Source organism: Streptomyces sp. NPDC086549 (assembly GCF_044746205.1).
In the GTDB taxonomy this organism is placed as follows: domain Bacteria; phylum Actinomycetota; class Actinomycetes; order Streptomycetales; family Streptomycetaceae; genus Streptomyces.
Map to the genome: position 1 here is coordinate 420,139 of NZ_JBIVBS010000004.1, position 15,815 is coordinate 435,953.

The following is a 15,815-nucleotide window of genomic DNA, read 5'->3' on the forward strand; positions in this document are numbered from 1 at the left end:
GCCGTATGCCTGAGCACGTCTCGATCCTCCAGCTGGCCGGCGTGGTCGGCCTGGTCCTGGTGACCGCGGCCTGGATGATCCTTCTGATGCATACCGTGCGCCGCCCTCACCCCGCCGCACGGCGCTCGGGCCGCGCACCGCACGCCCTGCCGCTGCAGACCCTCCCGCCCCAGCGCCAGGCCCCTCCTCAGGTCGAGTCCGTCGAACTGACCCCGGCGGAGCAGGACGCGTTCGCGGGCCTGGTACGGCGGCTCGGGGAGCGCTAGCCGAGAGCCTTTACGCGCGGGCCGGAGCCGGGGCGGATCGCTCAGGCCTGCCGCGTCGCCCGCCGCTCCATGGCCTCCCGGGCCGCGTCCTCCGTCATGTAGACCTCGCACATGTGCCGCCCGTCGGGTGTCGCCGTGTGCTCGACCTCCCAGAGGGAGAGTTCCTCGCCGTCGCGCAGCAGGAACGCGTGCTCGTAGAGCGAGAAGCACAACCCCGCCCGGCCGGCCCGCCCGGGGCGGCCGAAGGCCTGGGTGATCTGGTGCGCGAACGCCGTCGTCAGCAGCGCGGCCATCTCCGCGCCCGGCCGGTCCGGGTTCTCCGCGCGGCGCAGGAGCCGGCGCGCGTGGTCCGCCGAGTCGTCCGGAACGTACACGTGTCGCGCCTCGAGGATCGGCGACAGCTGCATCAGTACCGGCAGCTCGAAATCCGGGGTCTCCGGCGGCAGCGGCAGCCGGGCGGTCGCCGTGCGCAGCTCCTCCTCGTCGACGTACACCTCGTGCTGCGGGTCGCTGCCCGGCGCGGTGTTGTGGACGAGCTCCCAGAGCGTGACGGCCGAGCCGTCGGCGAGCAGCCAGGTGTGCCGGTACGTCTCGCGGTGCAGCCCCGCGCTGTGGTGCGCGGAGTGCAGGGAACTGTCGTGCGCCAGCGCACAGTCGAGCTGTCGTATCGCCTCGTCGGGCAGCTCGAAGGAGTTCAGGGCACGGCCGAGGAGTCGCGCGAGGTGCTCCTCCGGAGACTCGGGCGACTCGGCTGGTTCGTACGCTGCCGTCTCGTACGGAACGCTCAAGACTTCTCCCGGCGTTGCTGCATGTCACTTTGTGGGTGCATACCGTAGCCCCTCGGTCGGACATCATGTCCCGGAACCGAGAAAACGTGCGCCAGGAAAACGCGCGGGCCGCGCGGAGAGTTCCCGCACGGCCCGACACTCCGTCAAAAACCAGCCGGTCAGGCGGCGCTGCCCGCGCCCCACTCGCTCCACGACATGTTCCAGCCGTTGAGCCCGTTGTCCGGGGCCACCGTCCTGTCGGGGGAGTTCTTCACGATCACGACGTCCCCGATGAGCGAGTTGTCGTAGAACCACTTGCCGGTGGTGTCCCCCTGTGCGCCCTGGGCGTCCTGGAGCCCGACGCAGCCGTGGCTGGTGCCCTGGCGGCCGAAGGGCGGGTTGCCCTTGTTGTACCAGTAGTTTCCGTGGACGAACGTGCCGGACGTCGTCAGCCGCATCGCGTGCGGCACGTCCGAGATGTCGTACTCGCCGCCGTAGCCCACCGTCGATCCGTTCATGCGCGTCTGCTCGAACTTCTCGGAGATCACCATCTGCCCGTTGTACGTGGTGTGCTCCGGGCTGCCCGACGAGATCGGAACCGACTTGAACGTCTTGCCGTCCCGGACCACCGTCATGGTCTGCGTGTTCACGTCGACCGTGGAGACCTGCGAGCGCCCGACGGTGAAGGTCACCGTCTTCTTCTGCACCCCGTAGACGCCGTTCGCGCCCTGGACCCCGTCCAGGTCGATCTTCATCGTGACCTTGGAGCCGGCCTTCCAGTACTCCTGGGGCCGGAAGTCGAGCCGCTGCGTCCCGAACCAGTGCCCGACCACCTGCCGGCCGCTGCTGGAGCTCACCGTGATGTGCGACTGCACGGCCTTCTTGTCGGTGATGGCCTTGTCGAAGGTGAACGACACCGGCATGCCGACACCGACCGTCGTGCCGTTGTCCGGCGTGTACGTCCCGATGAAGCTGTTCGACGTCGTGACCGTGGTGAAGATGGAGTTGGCCGCGGCGGTGCGCCCGTCGGAGTCCTTCGCGGTCGCCGCGATCCGGTACTTGGTCCCGCGCTCCAGCTGGTCCTTCGGCTTCCAGTTGCTGCCGTCGGCCGACACCGTGCCAGGCACGGCCTGACCCGACCCCGCCACGGTCATCTTCACGTCGGTCAGCTTGCCGCCGCTGACCTTCACGCCGGTCGCGTTGATGGACGCGCTGGTCGAACCGTCCTCGGCCGAGATGGCTATCTTCGCCGCGGACGTCCTGGCCGACTCCTTGCCGCCCTTGCCGTCGTCGTTTGTGGCGTTGGCGCTGCCGCCGCAGGCGGTGAGCGTGAGGGCGCCGACCATCAGGGCGGCACAGGCCCCCAGTACGCGCCGCGCTGCAATGTCCGGCGTTGTCACGGGCTGCTCCAGGTTCATGTGATGTGGGTGATCCGCTTCAGTGCGTGGGAAGAGAGGGAACCGGCGGCCGAGAAGGTTCCCTCCGGCTTCCCTGAACGCGATCACGTGACAGAACCGGGACAGTCCAGCGGCACACCGGTCGCATCACGCGGCCGGGCACCCGTCGAGGCGCGCGTCGGCTACCGGGCCCCGTACAACTCCTCGTAGGACGGCCACATCCCGCCCGGCCCGTCCACCGACTCGGCGGCGCGCACGGCGCGCACGATCGCGCGCGTCACGAGGTCCGCGCCTGCAGCGAGGATGTCGTTGAGCGCGAGGGGGCGCTCGGCGTCGAGCGGGCGCTCCCCTGTGGCCAGCGCGAACACCGTGTCGCCGTCGTTCAGCAGATGCACCGGGCGCACGGCGCGCGCGATGCCGTCGTGCGCGGTGCCGGCCACCTTCTGCGCCTGTGCCTTGGAGAGCTCCGCGTCGGTGGCGACCACGGCGAGCGTGGTGTTGAGCACCGGCGGCGCGTTCTTCGCGGCGGCCTCGGAAAGGCGTCGGCGTGCGGCCTCGTGCACGCGCGCCTCCGGATACTTCACGCGCCCCTGGAAGAACTCGCCGTACAGCACGCCCGTTTCCGGGTCCATCACCGAGCCCACGGCGTTGACGACCACCAGCGCGGCCACCGTGACACCCGAGCCGAGGACGGTGCTCGCGGTGCCGACCCCGCCCTTCAGCCACCCCGCCGCGGCGCCCGTGCCGGCCCCCACGCACCCCTCCGGCACCCGCGCGCCCAGCGCACTCGCCGCGGCCGCCTCGACCGCCGCGCGCCCCGTGGACGCGTCCGGTCTGGCCCGGAAGTTCCCGCCCCGCCCCAGGTCGTAGACGCAGGCGGCGGGGACCACCGGCACGACGTGTGCCGGGTCCGCCCCGACCGGGACTCCGCGCCCCTGCTCCTCCAGCCAGGCCATCACCCCCGACGCCGCGTCCAGCCCGTACGCGCTGCCGCCGGTCAGCACCACCGCCTCGACCTTCTGCACCGCGTTGCGCGGGTCGAGGGCGTCGGTCTCCTTGGTGCCGGGACCGCCGCCGCGCACGTCCACGGCGGCGACGGCCCCACCCCGCGGAGCGAGGACGACCGTGGTGCCGGTGAGCCGGCCGTCGCCGCCGAGGGTCGCGTGCCCCACCCGCACTCCGGCGACATCCGTCAATGCGTCAACTGTCATGGCAGCCAGTCTGTCCCAGCCCCGGTCGCGTCAGGAGGGGGCAGGCGGCGGGAGGCGGTCAGACGGCACGAGGCGGTCAGGCGGCGGTCGCGGTCTGTCTCGCCCCGCGCTCGCGCGCGACCGTCCGGGCCGTCAGCACCACTCCGGCCACCACGGCCAGCGCCGACACGAGGCCCGCCGCGAGCACCGCCCAGTCGCGCAGGAAGGTGCAGCCGATCACCAGCAGCGCCGCGACCGGCAGCAGCGTCTGCTGCGCGAGGCCGATCTTGAAGTAGCGTGAGTGCAGCGCCCAGACGGTGACCAGATAGAGCGCCGTCGGGAGGGTCACGGCGGCCGAGGCGGACAGCGTCGAGATGTGCGCCTTGCCGACCGCCTGCTCGACGGCCACTTGAAGACCGGCGCCGATGGCGGCCGCCGACGCGAAGATCAGGTAGTGGCCGTAGCCCCACAGGAACGCCTGCTTGCTGGAACGCAGATGACCGTGGATCGGCACCGCGAAGTAGATCCACCAGGCGGAGAAGACGATCAGCAGGCCGCCCGCCGCGATCGGCAGCAGCTCGCCCAGCGCATCGTGCTCGTCCATGGCCGACTTCACGGCCACCGTGGAGGCGGCGATCGTCTCGCCGAGCACGATGATCGTGAACAGCCCGTACCGTTCGGCGATGTGATGCGGATGCCAGGACGTGGGGTGGACCTTCTCCGCGTACAGCGGCACGCACAGCTCCGCGATCACCATGACGAGATACACCCAGGGGCGCGCGGGTTCCGGCAGGAGCACCAGCCCGAGCCAGCCGACCTGGCACAGCAGCACGCCACCCGCGTACCGCAGCGCCATGGTTCGCTCCGCGCCCTGCGCCGATCTCGCGGCACGCAGCCACTGCGCGGCGAGCGCCACCCGCATGATCACGTAGCCGAGCACGACCACCCGGTAGTCGTGGTCCCGGAACGCCGACGAGACACCGGCGGCCAGGACCAGCACGCCGAAGATCTGGACCAGCGTGACGGCCCGGTAGAGCATGTCGTCGTTGTCGTACGCCGAGGCGAACCAGGTGAAGTTCATCCACGCCCACCAGATGGCGAAGAACAGCATTGCGTAGCTCAGGATGCCGTCGCCCGCGTGTCCCGCGACCACGGCGCGCACGAGCTCGATGCCCGCCTGCGCGATGGCCACGACGAAACACAGGTCGAAGAAGAGCTCGAGCGGTGACGCGACCCGGTGCGCCTCGCCGCGTCCGCGGGCGGTGAGCCGACGCAGGGGCCGGAGGGGGTGGTGCGCGCCCTGGGAGGCGGGCGGTGTCGGAGCGGAACTCGACGTCATGCCTCCCAGCACAGCAGAAAAACCGACGGGACGGGATCTTCGGGGCTCGAACGAGGAACCGTACCCTTGAGGCATGAGCACCGACCCCGCCCCCGAGCCGCGCGACCCGAAGCCCACGCTGGTCTTCGACGACCCGCTGAACCAGCAGTCCTCGGACGACACGGACCGCGGGTGGGGCGAGCGCGGTGACGGCGACGGTGCCGCCGACCTGAAGCGCTTCCTCGACGAGAAGCCGCCCCACCACCTCTGAGCCCGCCCCCGGCGAGACCTCTTCTACCGCGGCCCGCGGCCCGCGGCGGCGCGCTGCGCGACCAGCTCGTCGCGGATCTGCTTGAGCACCTCCAGCTCGGTCACCTCGATGACCTCGTGCGTGCCCTCCCTCGCCTTGCGGCGGGCCTCCATCCGGGCCAGGTACTTCGCCATCGGCAGGACCATCAGGAAGTAGACCACCGCCGCGGTGATCACGAAGCTGAGCGTGGCTCCCAGGACGGAGCCCCACATGATCTGGACGCCGCTCGTGACCGTGCCGTCCGCGGCCACCTTGCAGGGTTCCTTCAGGCAGGTGCTGTAGCCGTCCAGGTTCTTGGTGCCGATCGCTCCGACGACGGGATTGATGATCCCCTTCACCAACGCGTTGACTATGTTGGTGAAGGCGGCGCCGATGACCACCGCCACGGCCAGATCGACGACGTTCCCGCGCATCAGGAAGGCCTTGAAGCCCTCCCAGACGCCCGTCTCCTTCTTCTTGCTCACCTCGGGGACTCTCCTCGCACGCGCACGGTCTGGAACGAAACGCTCCGCAACCTACGGCACGATGCCGCCATCCTGTCCAGTTCCATAACTTGATCCGGTTCAAAGGCCCGGCCCGGCGACTGGACAGCAGGTCGCCGAGAAGACGGCCGAGGGCGCTCAGCACAGCGTCACCGCCAGCCGAGATGTAGCGCTCGCGCCGACGAGACGTGCCGCCGTGGGACGCGGCACCGAGAGCACGACCAGCGCCCCGCTCTCCGCGGCGCCGTCCGGGAACTCCGGCAACTTCGTCACACGCGCCCCGCGCGCGATCACCCGGGCGTCGCCGCCCGTGACCGGATCCTCGGCGGCGATGACGTCGACCCGGTCCCCGGGCCGCAGCAGCCGGACGGTGGCGGCGTCGGCGATCCGCACCGGCGCGGCGACGACGTCGACCGCGCGATGCCGTCGCGTGGGCTCCGCCACCGGATGCCCGCGCGGCCGCTCGCCGTGGCCCGGATCTGTGGCGGCGCTCGGCCCGGCCGCCACGAGCGCGGCCGCGGTGACGGCGAGACCGGCCGCCACGGCCCGCCGGCGATGCCGCACGAGCCGTTGCAGCTGATACCGCCCGCCGCGCACCCGCACCGGCGCGAAGTGCGGGACCTCGCAGGTGGCGGGGGCGTCGGTGCCCAGCGGGCGCGGGGAGGGAAGAGGAGGCGGGGAGGGCGGAGAAGCGGCGAAGGGCGAGGGAGGAACGACGGACACGGGAACCACCACCTGCGACGAGGAATCGGCTTGCGATGCCACGATGAGGCCTCGCGCCGATTCCCGCCGGGGCCGGTGAGCTACTGGCGGGTTGTGGACAACTCGCTCACTCGACCGTGGAGTTCCACCGCACTACGGCAGCTCGAACCCCGGATCCATCCCGCCGAGCGCGTTCGCACACAGGCAGTCCCGCTCCCCGTTGGCCGGCAGTGCCGCCACCGCGTCGAACAGGACGCCCCGCATCCGGTCCACGTTGGCCGCGAACACCCGCAGCACCTCCTCGTGCGAGACACCCTCGCCGGTCTCCGCTCCGGCGTCGAGGTCGGTGACGAGCGTCAACGACGTGTAGCAGAGCTCCAGTTCACGGGCGAGCGCCGCCTCCGGATGTCCGGTCATGCCCACCACCGACCAGCCCTGCGCCTGGTGCCACAGCGATTCGGCACGGGTCGAGAAGCGCGGCCCCTCGACCACGACCAGGGTGCCGCCGTCCACGGGCTCCCAGTCCCGGCCACGAGCCGCCTTCAGCGCGGCGACCCGTCCGGCGGGGCAGTAGGGGTCGGCCAGGGACACGTGCACCACGTTCGGCACGGTGCCGTCGGGCAGCGGCAGCCCGTCGAAGTACGTCCCCACCCGCGACTTCGTGCGGTCCACCAGCTGGTCCGGCACGAGCAGCGTGCCGGGGCCGTACTCGGGGCGCAGACCGCCGACCGCGCACGGGCCGAGGACCTGGCGGACGCCCAGGGACCGCAGTGCCCAGAGGTTGGCCCGGTAGTTGATGCGGTGCGGCGGCAGATGGTGTCCGCGCCCGTGCCGCGGCAGGAAGGCGACCCGTCGCCCGGCGATCTCGCCGAGGAAGAGGGAGTCGCTGGGTGCGCCGTAGGGGGTGTCCACCTGGACCTCGGTCACCTCGTCGAGGAACGAGTAGAAGCCGGACCCGCCGATGACACCGATCTCTGCGTTCGCCATGACGAGCACATTAGCTGCCCGCCGGAACACGGCGGAGCCGGTGCCCGGGAACGCCGAAAACCCTGCCGTCGGGCGACGGCAGGGTTCCGTGGAGGAGTCTCAGGCGGCGGAGCTGCTGCTGGTGGTGCTCGACGACGACTTCGAGTCGGACGACGACGAGCTGGATGAGCTCGACGAGTCCGACGAACCCGAAGACGAAGAACCCGTCGAGGAGGAGTTCGAAGTCGAGGACTTCGACGCCGGGCTGCTGCTCGACGAGGAGCCGCGGCTGTCATTGCGGTAGAAGCCGGAGCCCTTGAAGACGATGCCGACCGCGGAGAACACCTTCTTCAGGCGGCCACCGCAGTTGGGGCACTCGGTCAGGGCGTCGTCGGTGAACTTCTGCACCGCCTCGAGGCCCTCGCCGCACTCGGTGCACTGGTACTGGTAGGTCGGCACTGTCTTCCTCCTGGCACTCTGACTCGATGAGTGCTAACGACGGTCAATACTGACGTATTCCAGGGGATCAGTCCACCGTCACGGGCACGCGGTGACCGACGCCACGTGCGACGGTCAGGGCTCGGGGGCGGGCGATCAGCCGCGAGCGCAGGGTCACCAGGGTCGCCAGGGCGAGCAGGGTTCCGGCCATCGGCACCAGGAATCCGGCGCCGTCCCAGAGGCGGTCCTCCAGCTGCCCGGCGGCCGTGACCGCGGCCGCCTGGCCCAGCGCAACCGCGCCGGTCAGCCAGGTGAAGGCCTCCGTGCGGGCGCCGGCCGGGGCCAGGCTCTCGACCAGGGTGTAGCCGGTGATCAGGGCGGGCGCGATGCACATGCCGACCAGCAGGCCGAGGCCGGCCAGGACGAGCACCGAGTGGGCGGTCCACAGGGCGGACGCGGTCAGCGCGAGGGCCGCGTAGCCGACGACGAGACGCCGCTGCGGGGCGACCTTCCAGGCGATCGTGCCACAGGCGATGCCGGAGAGCATGTTGCCCGCCGCGAAGGTGCCGTACAGGACGCCGTTCAGGCCGGGCTCGCCGATCGACTCGGTGAACGCGGCGAGCCCGACCTGCATGCCGCCGAAGACCGACCCGATGCCGAGGAAGGTCACCGCCAGCACGCGCACCCCGGGGACGCGGAGCGCGGAAGCCTGCTTCACGCGCGCGTGCCCGGCTTCGGTCACCAGCGGCTGCGTGCTCTTCCGCGCGGCGAACAGCAGACCGCCGACCAGCGTCAGCGCGGCCTCCGTGACCAGACCGGCGGCCGGGTCCACGGCGGTGCAGAGCGCGGTCGCGAGCAGCGGGCCGACGACGAAGGTCAGCTCGTCCGTGACGGACTCGAAGGCGGCCGCGGTGGCCATCAGGGGGGAGTCCTGGAGCTTCACGCCCCAGCGGGCGCGCACCATGGGGCCGATCTGGGGCACCGAGGCGCCGGTCGGCACGGCCGCCGCGAACAGCGCCCAGAGCGGCGCGTGGGCCAGCGCGAGCGCCGTCAGGGCCAGGGCGGACAGCGTGTGCACGAGGATGCCGGGGACCAGCACGGCGCGCTGGCCGTAGCGGTCGGCCAGGCGGCCGCTGTAGGGCGCGAACAGTGCCATGGAAACGCCGGTGGCGGCCGCGGCGGCGCCGGCGGCGCCGTACGAGCCGGTGGTGTGCTGCACGAGCAGCACGATGGAGAGGGTGAGCATCGCGAACGGCTGGCGCGCCGCGAAGCCGGGGAGCAGGAACGTCCAGGCGCCGCGGGTGCGCAGCAGCTGTCCGTATCCCGGGCGGGACGGCGCCGCCGAGTTCTCCGACGGCTCGGTGGTGACCGTGGATGCCACGGCCCGTGCCTTTCTGCCGCCTGGTAGCGCGGGCCCCTTTGCCGGGGCCCGGAGCGCCGAGAGCTGTCCTCTTGCGCGGAACTGCGGTAGATACCGGGGCCCACAGGTGAGGAGAGCGTTCCGGCCGCCATACGGTCGCGCCAGCTCTGCGTCAGGCAGAGTTGGTTCGATCAGGGTGCCTTCATCGTACAGGGGGTAACTTCGCGTACACCTGTGAAAATGAGCACCATCGGACGCGTTCACCTGGGATTGGAAGTGGTGTGAACCGTACGAAACACACCCTTAACGTGAACCCGCATCCTTGACGTGAACCCACACCCTTAACGCAAGTCCGTGCCGTTCCTGCCGAGCCCGAGCCACCCGGCGAGCTTGCCGCCCTGGCCGACCGCGCGCAGGCGCCGCTCCGCGGCGTCCCGGACGGGGTCCGTGGCGACCACGAGCAGTTCGTCCCCGCGTCGCAGCACCGTCGTCGGCAGGGGCACAAACGATTCTCCCTCGCGTACGACGAGGGTGACGGCGGCCCCGGCCGGCAGCCGCAGCTCGTTGACCTCGACGCCGTGCATCAACGAGCCCTCGGGGATCGAGACGGACAGCAGATGCCCGCGCAGCCGCTCCAGCGGTGCCGACTCGATGCCCAGGTCGGCGGCCTCCGGGCCCTCGCCGAGCCGCAGCTTGTGTGCCAGCCAGGGGAGCGTGGGCCCCTGGACGAGGGTGTAGACGACGACCAGGACGAAGACGATGTTGAAGATGCGGTGGCTGGCGTCGACGCCGTTCACCATGGGGATCGTCGCCAGGATGATGGGCACGGCGCCGCGGAGCCCGGCCCAGGACATCAGGGTCTGCTCCTGCCACGGCACCCGGAACGGCGCCAGGCTGAGGATCACGCTCAGCGGACGCGCCACCATGGTGAGCACGAGCCCGATGACGACGGCGGGCCAGATGTCGTCGCCCAGTTCGTGCGGGGTGACCAGCAGGCCGAGCAGGACGAACATGCCGATCTGGGCGATCCAGCCGAGCCCGTCGGCGAAGCCGCGGGTGGCGGGCCAGTGCGGCAGCTTGGCGTTGCCGAGCACCATCGACGCGAGGTAGACCGCCAGGAAGCCGCTGCCGTGTGCCAGCGCGCCGCCCGCGTACGCCGTGACCGCGATCGCCATCACGGCGATCGGGTAGAGGCCGGAGGCCGGCAGTGCCACGTGTCTCAGCCCCCAGGCTCCGAGCCAGCCCACGGCGAGACCGATGGCCATGCCGATCCCCAGTTCCAGCGCTATCTCGCCCACCAGCACGTACCAGTGCGCGAACGGGCCCGCCTGGGAGAAGGCCACGACCAGGATGACCACAGGGGCGTCGTTGAAGCCGGACTCCGCCTCCAGGGTGCCCGTCACGCGCGCGGGGAGGGGAATTCTGCGCAGTACAGAGAAGACCGCGGCCGCGTCCGTCGAGGAGACCACCGCGCCGATGATGAGCGCCTGCCGCCACTCCAGTCCGATCAGATAGTGCGCGCCCGCCGCCGTGACCCCGACGCTGATCGCGACACCCACCAGCGCCAGTGTGGAGGCGGCCGGCAGGGCCGGCTCGATCTCCTTCCACTTCGTGCCCAGACCGCCCTCGGCCAGGATCACGACCAGGGCGGCGTATCCGATGAGCTGGGTCAGCTCGGCGTTGTTGAAGTGGATGTTCCCGATGCCGTCCTGGCCCATGAGGACGCCGATCCCCAGGTAGACGAGCAGGCTGGGGAGCCCGCTGCGCGAGGAGATCCGGACCGCCGCGACGGCGACGAGCAGGACGAGGGAGCAGACGAGCAGGAGCTGGTTGAGGTGGTCGACGGTCAGCGGCGGTTCCCTTCACTGGCCCGCGCGCGGGGGCGCGCGGGCACGCGTACAGAAGACCCGAGGCTGCGGCACTCCGCACCCAAGTACTTCGTTACCTTACCTAACTCTTGACGTTTTCTTGACGCTCGGCAAGGCAAGATCGAACGTCCGTCCGCGCTCGTTCCCGACTCCGCGTCAAGTGGCTCGGGGCCCTGCGCCTATGGTTGCTCCAGCACTCCAGGACCGCCTGCCGCTCGCGTTAGGACAGCAAGGACAGCGATGCCCCCCAACACCACCGCCTCAACGGGTGACAAGCCCGGCAAGTCCGGCAGGAAAAAGGGGCGCAAAGCCCGACTGATCGTGCTCGTACTGGTGCTGGCCATCATCGGAGGCGTCGCCTACGGGGCGTACTGGTCCATCAGCACGGTCCGTGCCTCCTTCCCGCAGACCACCGGTTCGATCACGCTCGACGGCCTGTCGGGGCCCGTCGAAGTGAAGCGGGACGGCTACGGCATCCCGCAGATCTACGCCTCGTCCGACGAGGACCTCTTCATGGCGCAGGGCTTCGTCCAGGCGCAGGACCGGTTCTACGAGATGGACGTGCGCCGGCACATGACCTCCGGGCGCCTGTCGGAGATGTTCGGGAAGGACCAGGTCAAGAACGACGAGTTCCTGCGCACTCTGGGCTGGGACCGGATCGCCGGGCAGGAGTACGACCACACGCTGTCGGCCTCCACGAAGAAGTACCTCCAGGCCTACGCCAAGGGAGTCAACGCCTACCTCAAGGGCAAGGACGGCGAGGACATCTCCCTGGAGTACGCGGCTCTCGGGTTCGTCAGCGACTACAAGCCCGCGCAGTGGACCCCGGTCGACTCGGTCTCCTGGCTGAAGGCGATGGCCTGGGACCTGCGCGGCAACATGCAGGACGAGATCGACCGCGCCCTGATGACCAGCCGCCTCGGCCCGCAGCAGATCGCCGACCTGTACCCCGAGTACCCGTACAGCCGCAACAAGGCGATCGTCCGGGAGGGCCAGTACGACGAGATCGCCAAGGCGTTCGCGCAGGGCGGCTCCACGAGCGGCACGCAGACCACCACGGGTACCACGGGCACCACAGGTACGACGGGCACCACGGGCACGACCGGCTCCTCGACGTCGTCCACGGCCGGTTCGGCCCTCACGAGCCAGCTGGGCGGCCTCTACAAGGTCCTGGACAACGTTCCCGCGGCCGTCGGTGTGAACGGCCAGGGCATCGGCTCCAACTCCTGGGTCGTCTCCGGGAAGTACACGATCACCAACAAGCCGCTGCTGGCCAACGACCCGCACCTGTCGGCCTCGCTGCCGTCCGTCTGGTACCAGATGGGCCTGCACTGCCGTGCCGTCTCCGCGAAGTGCCAGTACGACGTCACCGGCTACACCTTCGCCGGCATGCCGGGCGTCATAATCGGCCACAACGCGGACATCGCGTGGGGCATGACCAACTCCGGGGTCGACGTCACCGACCTCTACCTGGAGAAGCTCAGCGGCGACGGCTACCAGTACGACCGCAAGGTCAAGCCCTTCACGTCCCGTGAGGAGACCATCAAGGTCGCCGGAGGCGAGTCCAAGAAGATCGTTGTCCGGCAGACCGCGGACGGGATGCCTCTGCTGTCCGACCGCGACGACGAGCTCGTCAAGGTCGGCAAGAAGGCCACCGTCGACACCGCCGCCCCGGACCGCGGCGACGGCTACGGCATCGCCCTGAAGTGGACCGCCCTGCAGCCGGGCACCTCCATGGACGCCGTCTTCGCCCTGGACAAGGCGTCCGACTGGACCGGCTTCCGCTCGGCGGCCGCGCTGTTCGACGTGCCCTCGCAGAACCTGGTCTACGCCGACAGCAAGCACATCGGCTACACGCTGCCCGGCAAGATCCCCACCCGCGCGGCCGGTGACGACGGCTCCGTCCCGGCCCCGGGCTGGAACTCCAAGTACAAGTGGACCGGCTACATCAAGCAGGGCGAGCTGCCGTACGAGCTCGACCCCAAGCGCGGCTACATCGTCACGGCCAACCAGGCCGTGGTCGACAAGGACAAGTACCCCTACACGCTCACCACGGACTGGGGCTACGGCACCCGCAGCCAGCGGATCAGCGACCTGATCGAGTCGAAGATCAAGGGCGGCGGCAAGATCTCGACCGACGACATGCGCCAGATGCAGCTGGACAACAGCAGTGAGATCGCCAAGCTGCTCGTGCCCAAGCTGCTGAAGATCAACCTCAAGGACAAGGACGTCCGCGAGGCGCAGAAGCTGCTGGAGGGCTGGGACTACACCCAGGACGCCGACTCCGCTGCCGCCGCCTACTTCAACGCCGTCTGGCGCAACATCCTCAAGCTCGCCTTCGGCAACAAGCTGCCCAAGGAGCTGCGGGTCAAGGGCCAGTGCCTGTGGGTGGACAAGATCGACGGCACCGGTCCGGTGGACGACGACACCAAGGTGCGCGAGTGCGGCCAGCGCGACGCCGACCAGGCGCAGCCGGACGGCGGCGACCGCTGGTTCGAGGTGGTCCGCACCCAGATGGACAAGCCCGACAGCGACTGGTGGAAGACGCCGGCCGGAGTGGGCGACCGTCCCAAGGCCGACAACCGCGACAAGCTGTTCGAGCGCGCCATGATCGACGCACGCTGGGAGCTGACCGCCAAGCTCGGCAAGGACATCGACACCTGGAGCTGGGGCCGGCTGCACCGCCTGTTCCTGAAGAACCAGACCCTGGGCACCGAGGGTCCGGGCATCGTCCAGTACGTCCTCAACCGCGGCCCGTGGAAGCTCAGTGGCGGCGAGGCGACGGTGAACGCGACCGGCTGGAACGCGGCCGGCGGCTACGGCGTCGTGTGGGTGCCGTCGATGCGGATGGTGGTCAACCTCGCCGACCTCGACAAGTCCAAGTGGATCAACCTCACCGGAGCCTCCGGGCACGCCTACAGCGCCCACTACACCGACCAGACGGGCAAGTGGGCCGAGGGCGAGCTGCTGCCGTGGTCGTTCTCGGCGAAGGCGGTCGACAAGAGCACGAGCGACACGCTCACCCTCAAACCGTGAGGCCACTGGCGGCACGTCCCTGAAAGTCCCCGGAAGTCTCCGATTGGGCCCTCCACGCGCGCGTGGAGGGCCCAATCGGGTGAGGGGGGGCGTCCGTCAGGCGTCCTTGAAGCGGCGCACGCCCGACGGCGTCACCACCGCGTGGACCGGCCGGTCGTGCGCCTCCTCGGGGATGTGCTCGACGATCTCCGAGTCGTACAGCAGCACCACGCGCGCGGGGTGCACGCCCGCGTGCTCCAGGCGGGCCAGTACGCGGTCGTACGACCCTCCGCCGCGCCCCAGGCGCATCCCGCGCTCGTCCACCGCGAGACCGGGCAGCAGGACGACGTCGGCGGACGCCACGGCGTCCGGCCCGAGGCGTTCGCCCGCGGGTTCGAAGAGTGCCATCTTCCCGCCGTGTTGGACGCGGGCGAGTGAGCCCTCGCCGGTATACGCGCCCCAGTCCAGGTCGTTGTCCGGCAGGAGCGCCGGAAGGAGGACGCGCACGCCCCGCGCGTGCAGCGCGTCCAGGAGCGTGAGGGTGCCGGGCTCGTTCTCCACGGAGACGTACGCCGCCACCGTCCGCGCACGCATCAGCTCGGGCAGCCCCAGCGCGTGTTCGGCCAGCGCCGTGGCCGCTTCCCTGACGACATCAGCCGTCAACCTGTTCCTCACTGTGAGGAATCCTCTCCGCAACAATCGCTTGTCAGGATCCCCCGGACGTCCGACGTGTTCCACAGGTCTTTCTCGCACCTTTCTCAATCGGCTCATATGAGAGCTAATTAACCGGACCCACAGATTCCTTGCAAAGGCACCGGATAAGGTTGCGGGCATGACTCAGTCGCACCTCAGGATCAGCAAGGCCGTCATTCCCGCAGCAGGCCTCGGCACCCGGTTCCTGCCGGCCACCAAGGCCACTCCCAAGGAGATGCTGCCGGTCGTGGACAAGCCGGCGATCCAGTACGTGGTCGAGGAGGCCGTCGCCGCGGGCCTCGACGACGTCCTCATGATCACGGGACGCAACAAGCGCCCCCTCGAGGACCACTTCGACCGCAACTACGAGCTTGAGTCGGCCCTCCAGAAGAAGGGCGACGCCGGACGGCTGGCCAAGGTCCAGGAGTCCAGCGACCTCGCGACCATGCACTACGTGCGCCAGGGCGACCCCAGGGGCCTCGGTCACGCCGTCCTGTGCGCCGCCCCGCACGTCGGGCACGAGCCCTTCGCCGTCCTGCTCGGCGACGACCTGATCGACCCGCGCGACCCCCTGCTCCAGCGCATGATCGAGGTCCAGGAGCAGCACGGCGGCAGCGTGATCGCGCTCATGGAGGTCGCACCCGAGCAGATTCACCTCTACGGCTGCGCGGCCGTCGAGGCCACCGAGGACGGCGACGTCGTCAAGGTGACCGGACTGGTCGAGAAGCCGGACGCGGCGGACGCCCCGTCGCACTACGCCGTCATCGGCCGCTACGTCCTCGACCCGCACATCTTCGACATACTGCGACAGACCGAGCCGGGCCGCGGCGGCGAGATCCAGCTGACCGACGCCCTCCAGCAGCTCGCGCAGGACGAGAAGGTCGGCGGTCCGGTGCACGGCGTCGTCTTCAAGGGCCGCCGCTATGACACCGGCGATCGTGGCGACTACCTGCGTGCCATTGTCAGACTCGCGTGCGAACGTGAAGACCTGGGCCCGGACTTCCGGACCTGGCTTCGCAGTTACGTAGCCGAGGAGATGTAAC

General features: G+C 70.1%; 15 protein-coding genes. 4 read left to right on the top strand and 11 right to left on the bottom strand.

What is annotated here, in order from left to right; translation table 11 throughout:
- Nucleotides 1-5: 5 nt before the first annotated feature.
- Nucleotides 6-266: a hypothetical protein gene (locus tag ACIPSA_RS16830; RefSeq protein ID WP_402634837.1), complete on the top strand. Its 261-nt coding sequence runs from the start codon at nt 6-8 to the stop codon at nt 264-266.
- 41 nt (nt 267-307) lie between these two features.
- On the opposite strand, the gene ACIPSA_RS16835 is transcribed toward ACIPSA_RS16830, so the two are convergent.
- The 4 genes from ACIPSA_RS16835 to ACIPSA_RS16850 all read right to left on the bottom strand — a co-directional run bounded on the left by ACIPSA_RS16835 (nt 308) and on the right by ACIPSA_RS16850 (nt 4,959).
- A complete protein-coding gene (locus ACIPSA_RS16835) occupies nt 308-1,054 on the bottom strand; it encodes a DUF6227 family protein (RefSeq protein ID WP_402634840.1) in 747 nt (248 codons plus the stop codon).
- Between the two features lie 158 nt (nt 1,055-1,212).
- Nucleotides 1,213-2,433, bottom strand: a complete 1,221-nt coding sequence (locus ACIPSA_RS16840) for an Ig-like domain-containing protein (protein ID WP_402635435.1) — start codon at nt 2,431-2,433, stop codon at nt 1,213-1,215.
- 179 nt (nt 2,434-2,612) lie between these two features.
- Nucleotides 2,613-3,641, bottom strand: coding sequence for a P1 family peptidase (locus tag ACIPSA_RS16845; RefSeq protein ID WP_402634843.1), 1,029 nt, complete (start codon nt 3,639-3,641; stop codon nt 2,613-2,615).
- A 76-nt stretch (nt 3,642-3,717) separates the two neighbouring features.
- Nucleotides 3,718-4,959: a low temperature requirement protein A gene (locus ACIPSA_RS16850; protein WP_402634846.1), complete on the bottom strand. Its 1,242-nt coding sequence runs from the start codon at nt 4,957-4,959 to the stop codon at nt 3,718-3,720.
- Nucleotides 4,960-5,032: 73 nt separating this feature from the next.
- Between ACIPSA_RS16850 and ACIPSA_RS16855 the strand changes: the two genes are divergently transcribed.
- Complete coding sequence (locus tag ACIPSA_RS16855) at nt 5,033-5,209, top strand: hypothetical protein (protein WP_402634849.1); 177 nt, start codon at nt 5,033-5,035, stop codon at nt 5,207-5,209.
- A 23-nt stretch (nt 5,210-5,232) separates the two neighbouring features.
- On the opposite strand, the gene mscL is transcribed toward ACIPSA_RS16855, so the two are convergent.
- The 6 genes from mscL to ACIPSA_RS16885 all read right to left on the bottom strand — a co-directional run bounded on the left by mscL (nt 5,233) and on the right by ACIPSA_RS16885 (nt 11,046).
- The gene (mscL, locus tag ACIPSA_RS16860) at nt 5,233-5,712 is read right to left on the bottom strand and encodes a large conductance mechanosensitive channel protein MscL (protein WP_402634851.1); all 480 of its coding nucleotides are present in this window, start codon (nt 5,710-5,712) and stop codon (nt 5,233-5,235) included.
- Nucleotides 5,713-5,868: 156 nt separating this feature from the next.
- Nucleotides 5,869-6,453, bottom strand: coding sequence for a hypothetical protein (locus ACIPSA_RS16865; RefSeq protein ID WP_402634854.1), 585 nt, complete (start codon nt 6,451-6,453; stop codon nt 5,869-5,871).
- 132 nt (nt 6,454-6,585) lie between these two features.
- Nucleotides 6,586-7,419, bottom strand: coding sequence for an S-methyl-5'-thioadenosine phosphorylase (locus ACIPSA_RS16870; protein ID WP_402634856.1), 834 nt, complete (start codon nt 7,417-7,419; stop codon nt 6,586-6,588).
- Between the two features lie 99 nt (nt 7,420-7,518).
- Nucleotides 7,519-7,857, bottom strand: coding sequence for an FmdB family zinc ribbon protein (locus ACIPSA_RS16875; RefSeq protein WP_402634859.1), 339 nt, complete (start codon nt 7,855-7,857; stop codon nt 7,519-7,521).
- Nucleotides 7,858-7,924: 67 nt separating this feature from the next.
- A complete protein-coding gene (locus tag ACIPSA_RS16880) occupies nt 7,925-9,217 on the bottom strand; it encodes an MFS transporter (RefSeq protein ID WP_402634862.1) in 1,293 nt (430 codons plus the stop codon).
- A gap of 320 nt (nt 9,218-9,537) precedes the next feature.
- Entirely contained in the window at nt 9,538-11,046 is a 1,509-nt protein-coding gene (locus tag ACIPSA_RS16885; RefSeq protein WP_402635438.1) for a potassium/proton antiporter, read from the bottom strand.
- Between the two features lie 258 nt (nt 11,047-11,304).
- On the opposite strand from ACIPSA_RS16885, the gene ACIPSA_RS16890 reads away from it, so the two are divergent.
- Entirely contained in the window at nt 11,305-14,100 is a 2,796-nt protein-coding gene (locus ACIPSA_RS16890) for a penicillin acylase family protein (RefSeq protein WP_402634865.1), read from the top strand.
- 96 nt (nt 14,101-14,196) lie between these two features.
- Here ACIPSA_RS16890 and ACIPSA_RS16895 read toward each other — a convergent pair whose 3' ends face one another.
- The gene (locus ACIPSA_RS16895) at nt 14,197-14,850 is read right to left on the bottom strand and encodes a 5-formyltetrahydrofolate cyclo-ligase (protein WP_402634869.1); all 654 of its coding nucleotides are present in this window, start codon (nt 14,848-14,850) and stop codon (nt 14,197-14,199) included.
- A gap of 61 nt (nt 14,851-14,911) precedes the next feature.
- Here ACIPSA_RS16895 and galU point away from each other — a divergent pair, with 61 nt between their 5' ends.
- Nucleotides 14,912-15,814, top strand: a complete 903-nt coding sequence (gene galU / locus ACIPSA_RS16900) for a UTP--glucose-1-phosphate uridylyltransferase GalU (protein WP_402634872.1) — start codon at nt 14,912-14,914, stop codon at nt 15,812-15,814.
- The last annotated feature ends 1 nt before the right edge of the window (nt 15,815 follow it).

Excerpts from the sequence above, each read along its gene's own strand:
- ACIPSA_RS16830 (WP_402634837.1), top strand. The coding sequence starts at position 6 with ATGCCTGAGCACGTCTCGATCCTCCAGCTGGCCGGCGTGGTCGGCCTG.
- ACIPSA_RS16845 (WP_402634843.1), bottom strand. The coding sequence starts at position 3,641 with ATGACAGTTGACGCATTGACGGATGTCGCCGGAGTGCGGGTGGGGCAC.
- ACIPSA_RS16850 (WP_402634846.1), bottom strand. The coding sequence starts at position 4,959 with ATGACGTCGAGTTCCGCTCCGACACCGCCCGCCTCCCAGGGCGCGCAC.
- ACIPSA_RS16855 (WP_402634849.1), top strand. The coding sequence starts at position 5,033 with ATGAGCACCGACCCCGCCCCCGAGCCGCGCGACCCGAAGCCCACGCTG.
- ACIPSA_RS16870 (WP_402634856.1), bottom strand. The coding sequence starts at position 7,419 with ATGGCGAACGCAGAGATCGGTGTCATCGGCGGGTCCGGCTTCTACTCG.
- ACIPSA_RS16890 (WP_402634865.1), top strand. The coding sequence starts at position 11,305 with ATGCCCCCCAACACCACCGCCTCAACGGGTGACAAGCCCGGCAAGTCC.
- ACIPSA_RS16895 (WP_402634869.1), bottom strand. The coding sequence starts at position 14,850 with ATGAGCCGATTGAGAAAGGTGCGAGAAAGACCTGTGGAACACGTCGGA.
- galU (WP_402634872.1), top strand. The coding sequence starts at position 14,912 with ATGACTCAGTCGCACCTCAGGATCAGCAAGGCCGTCATTCCCGCAGCA.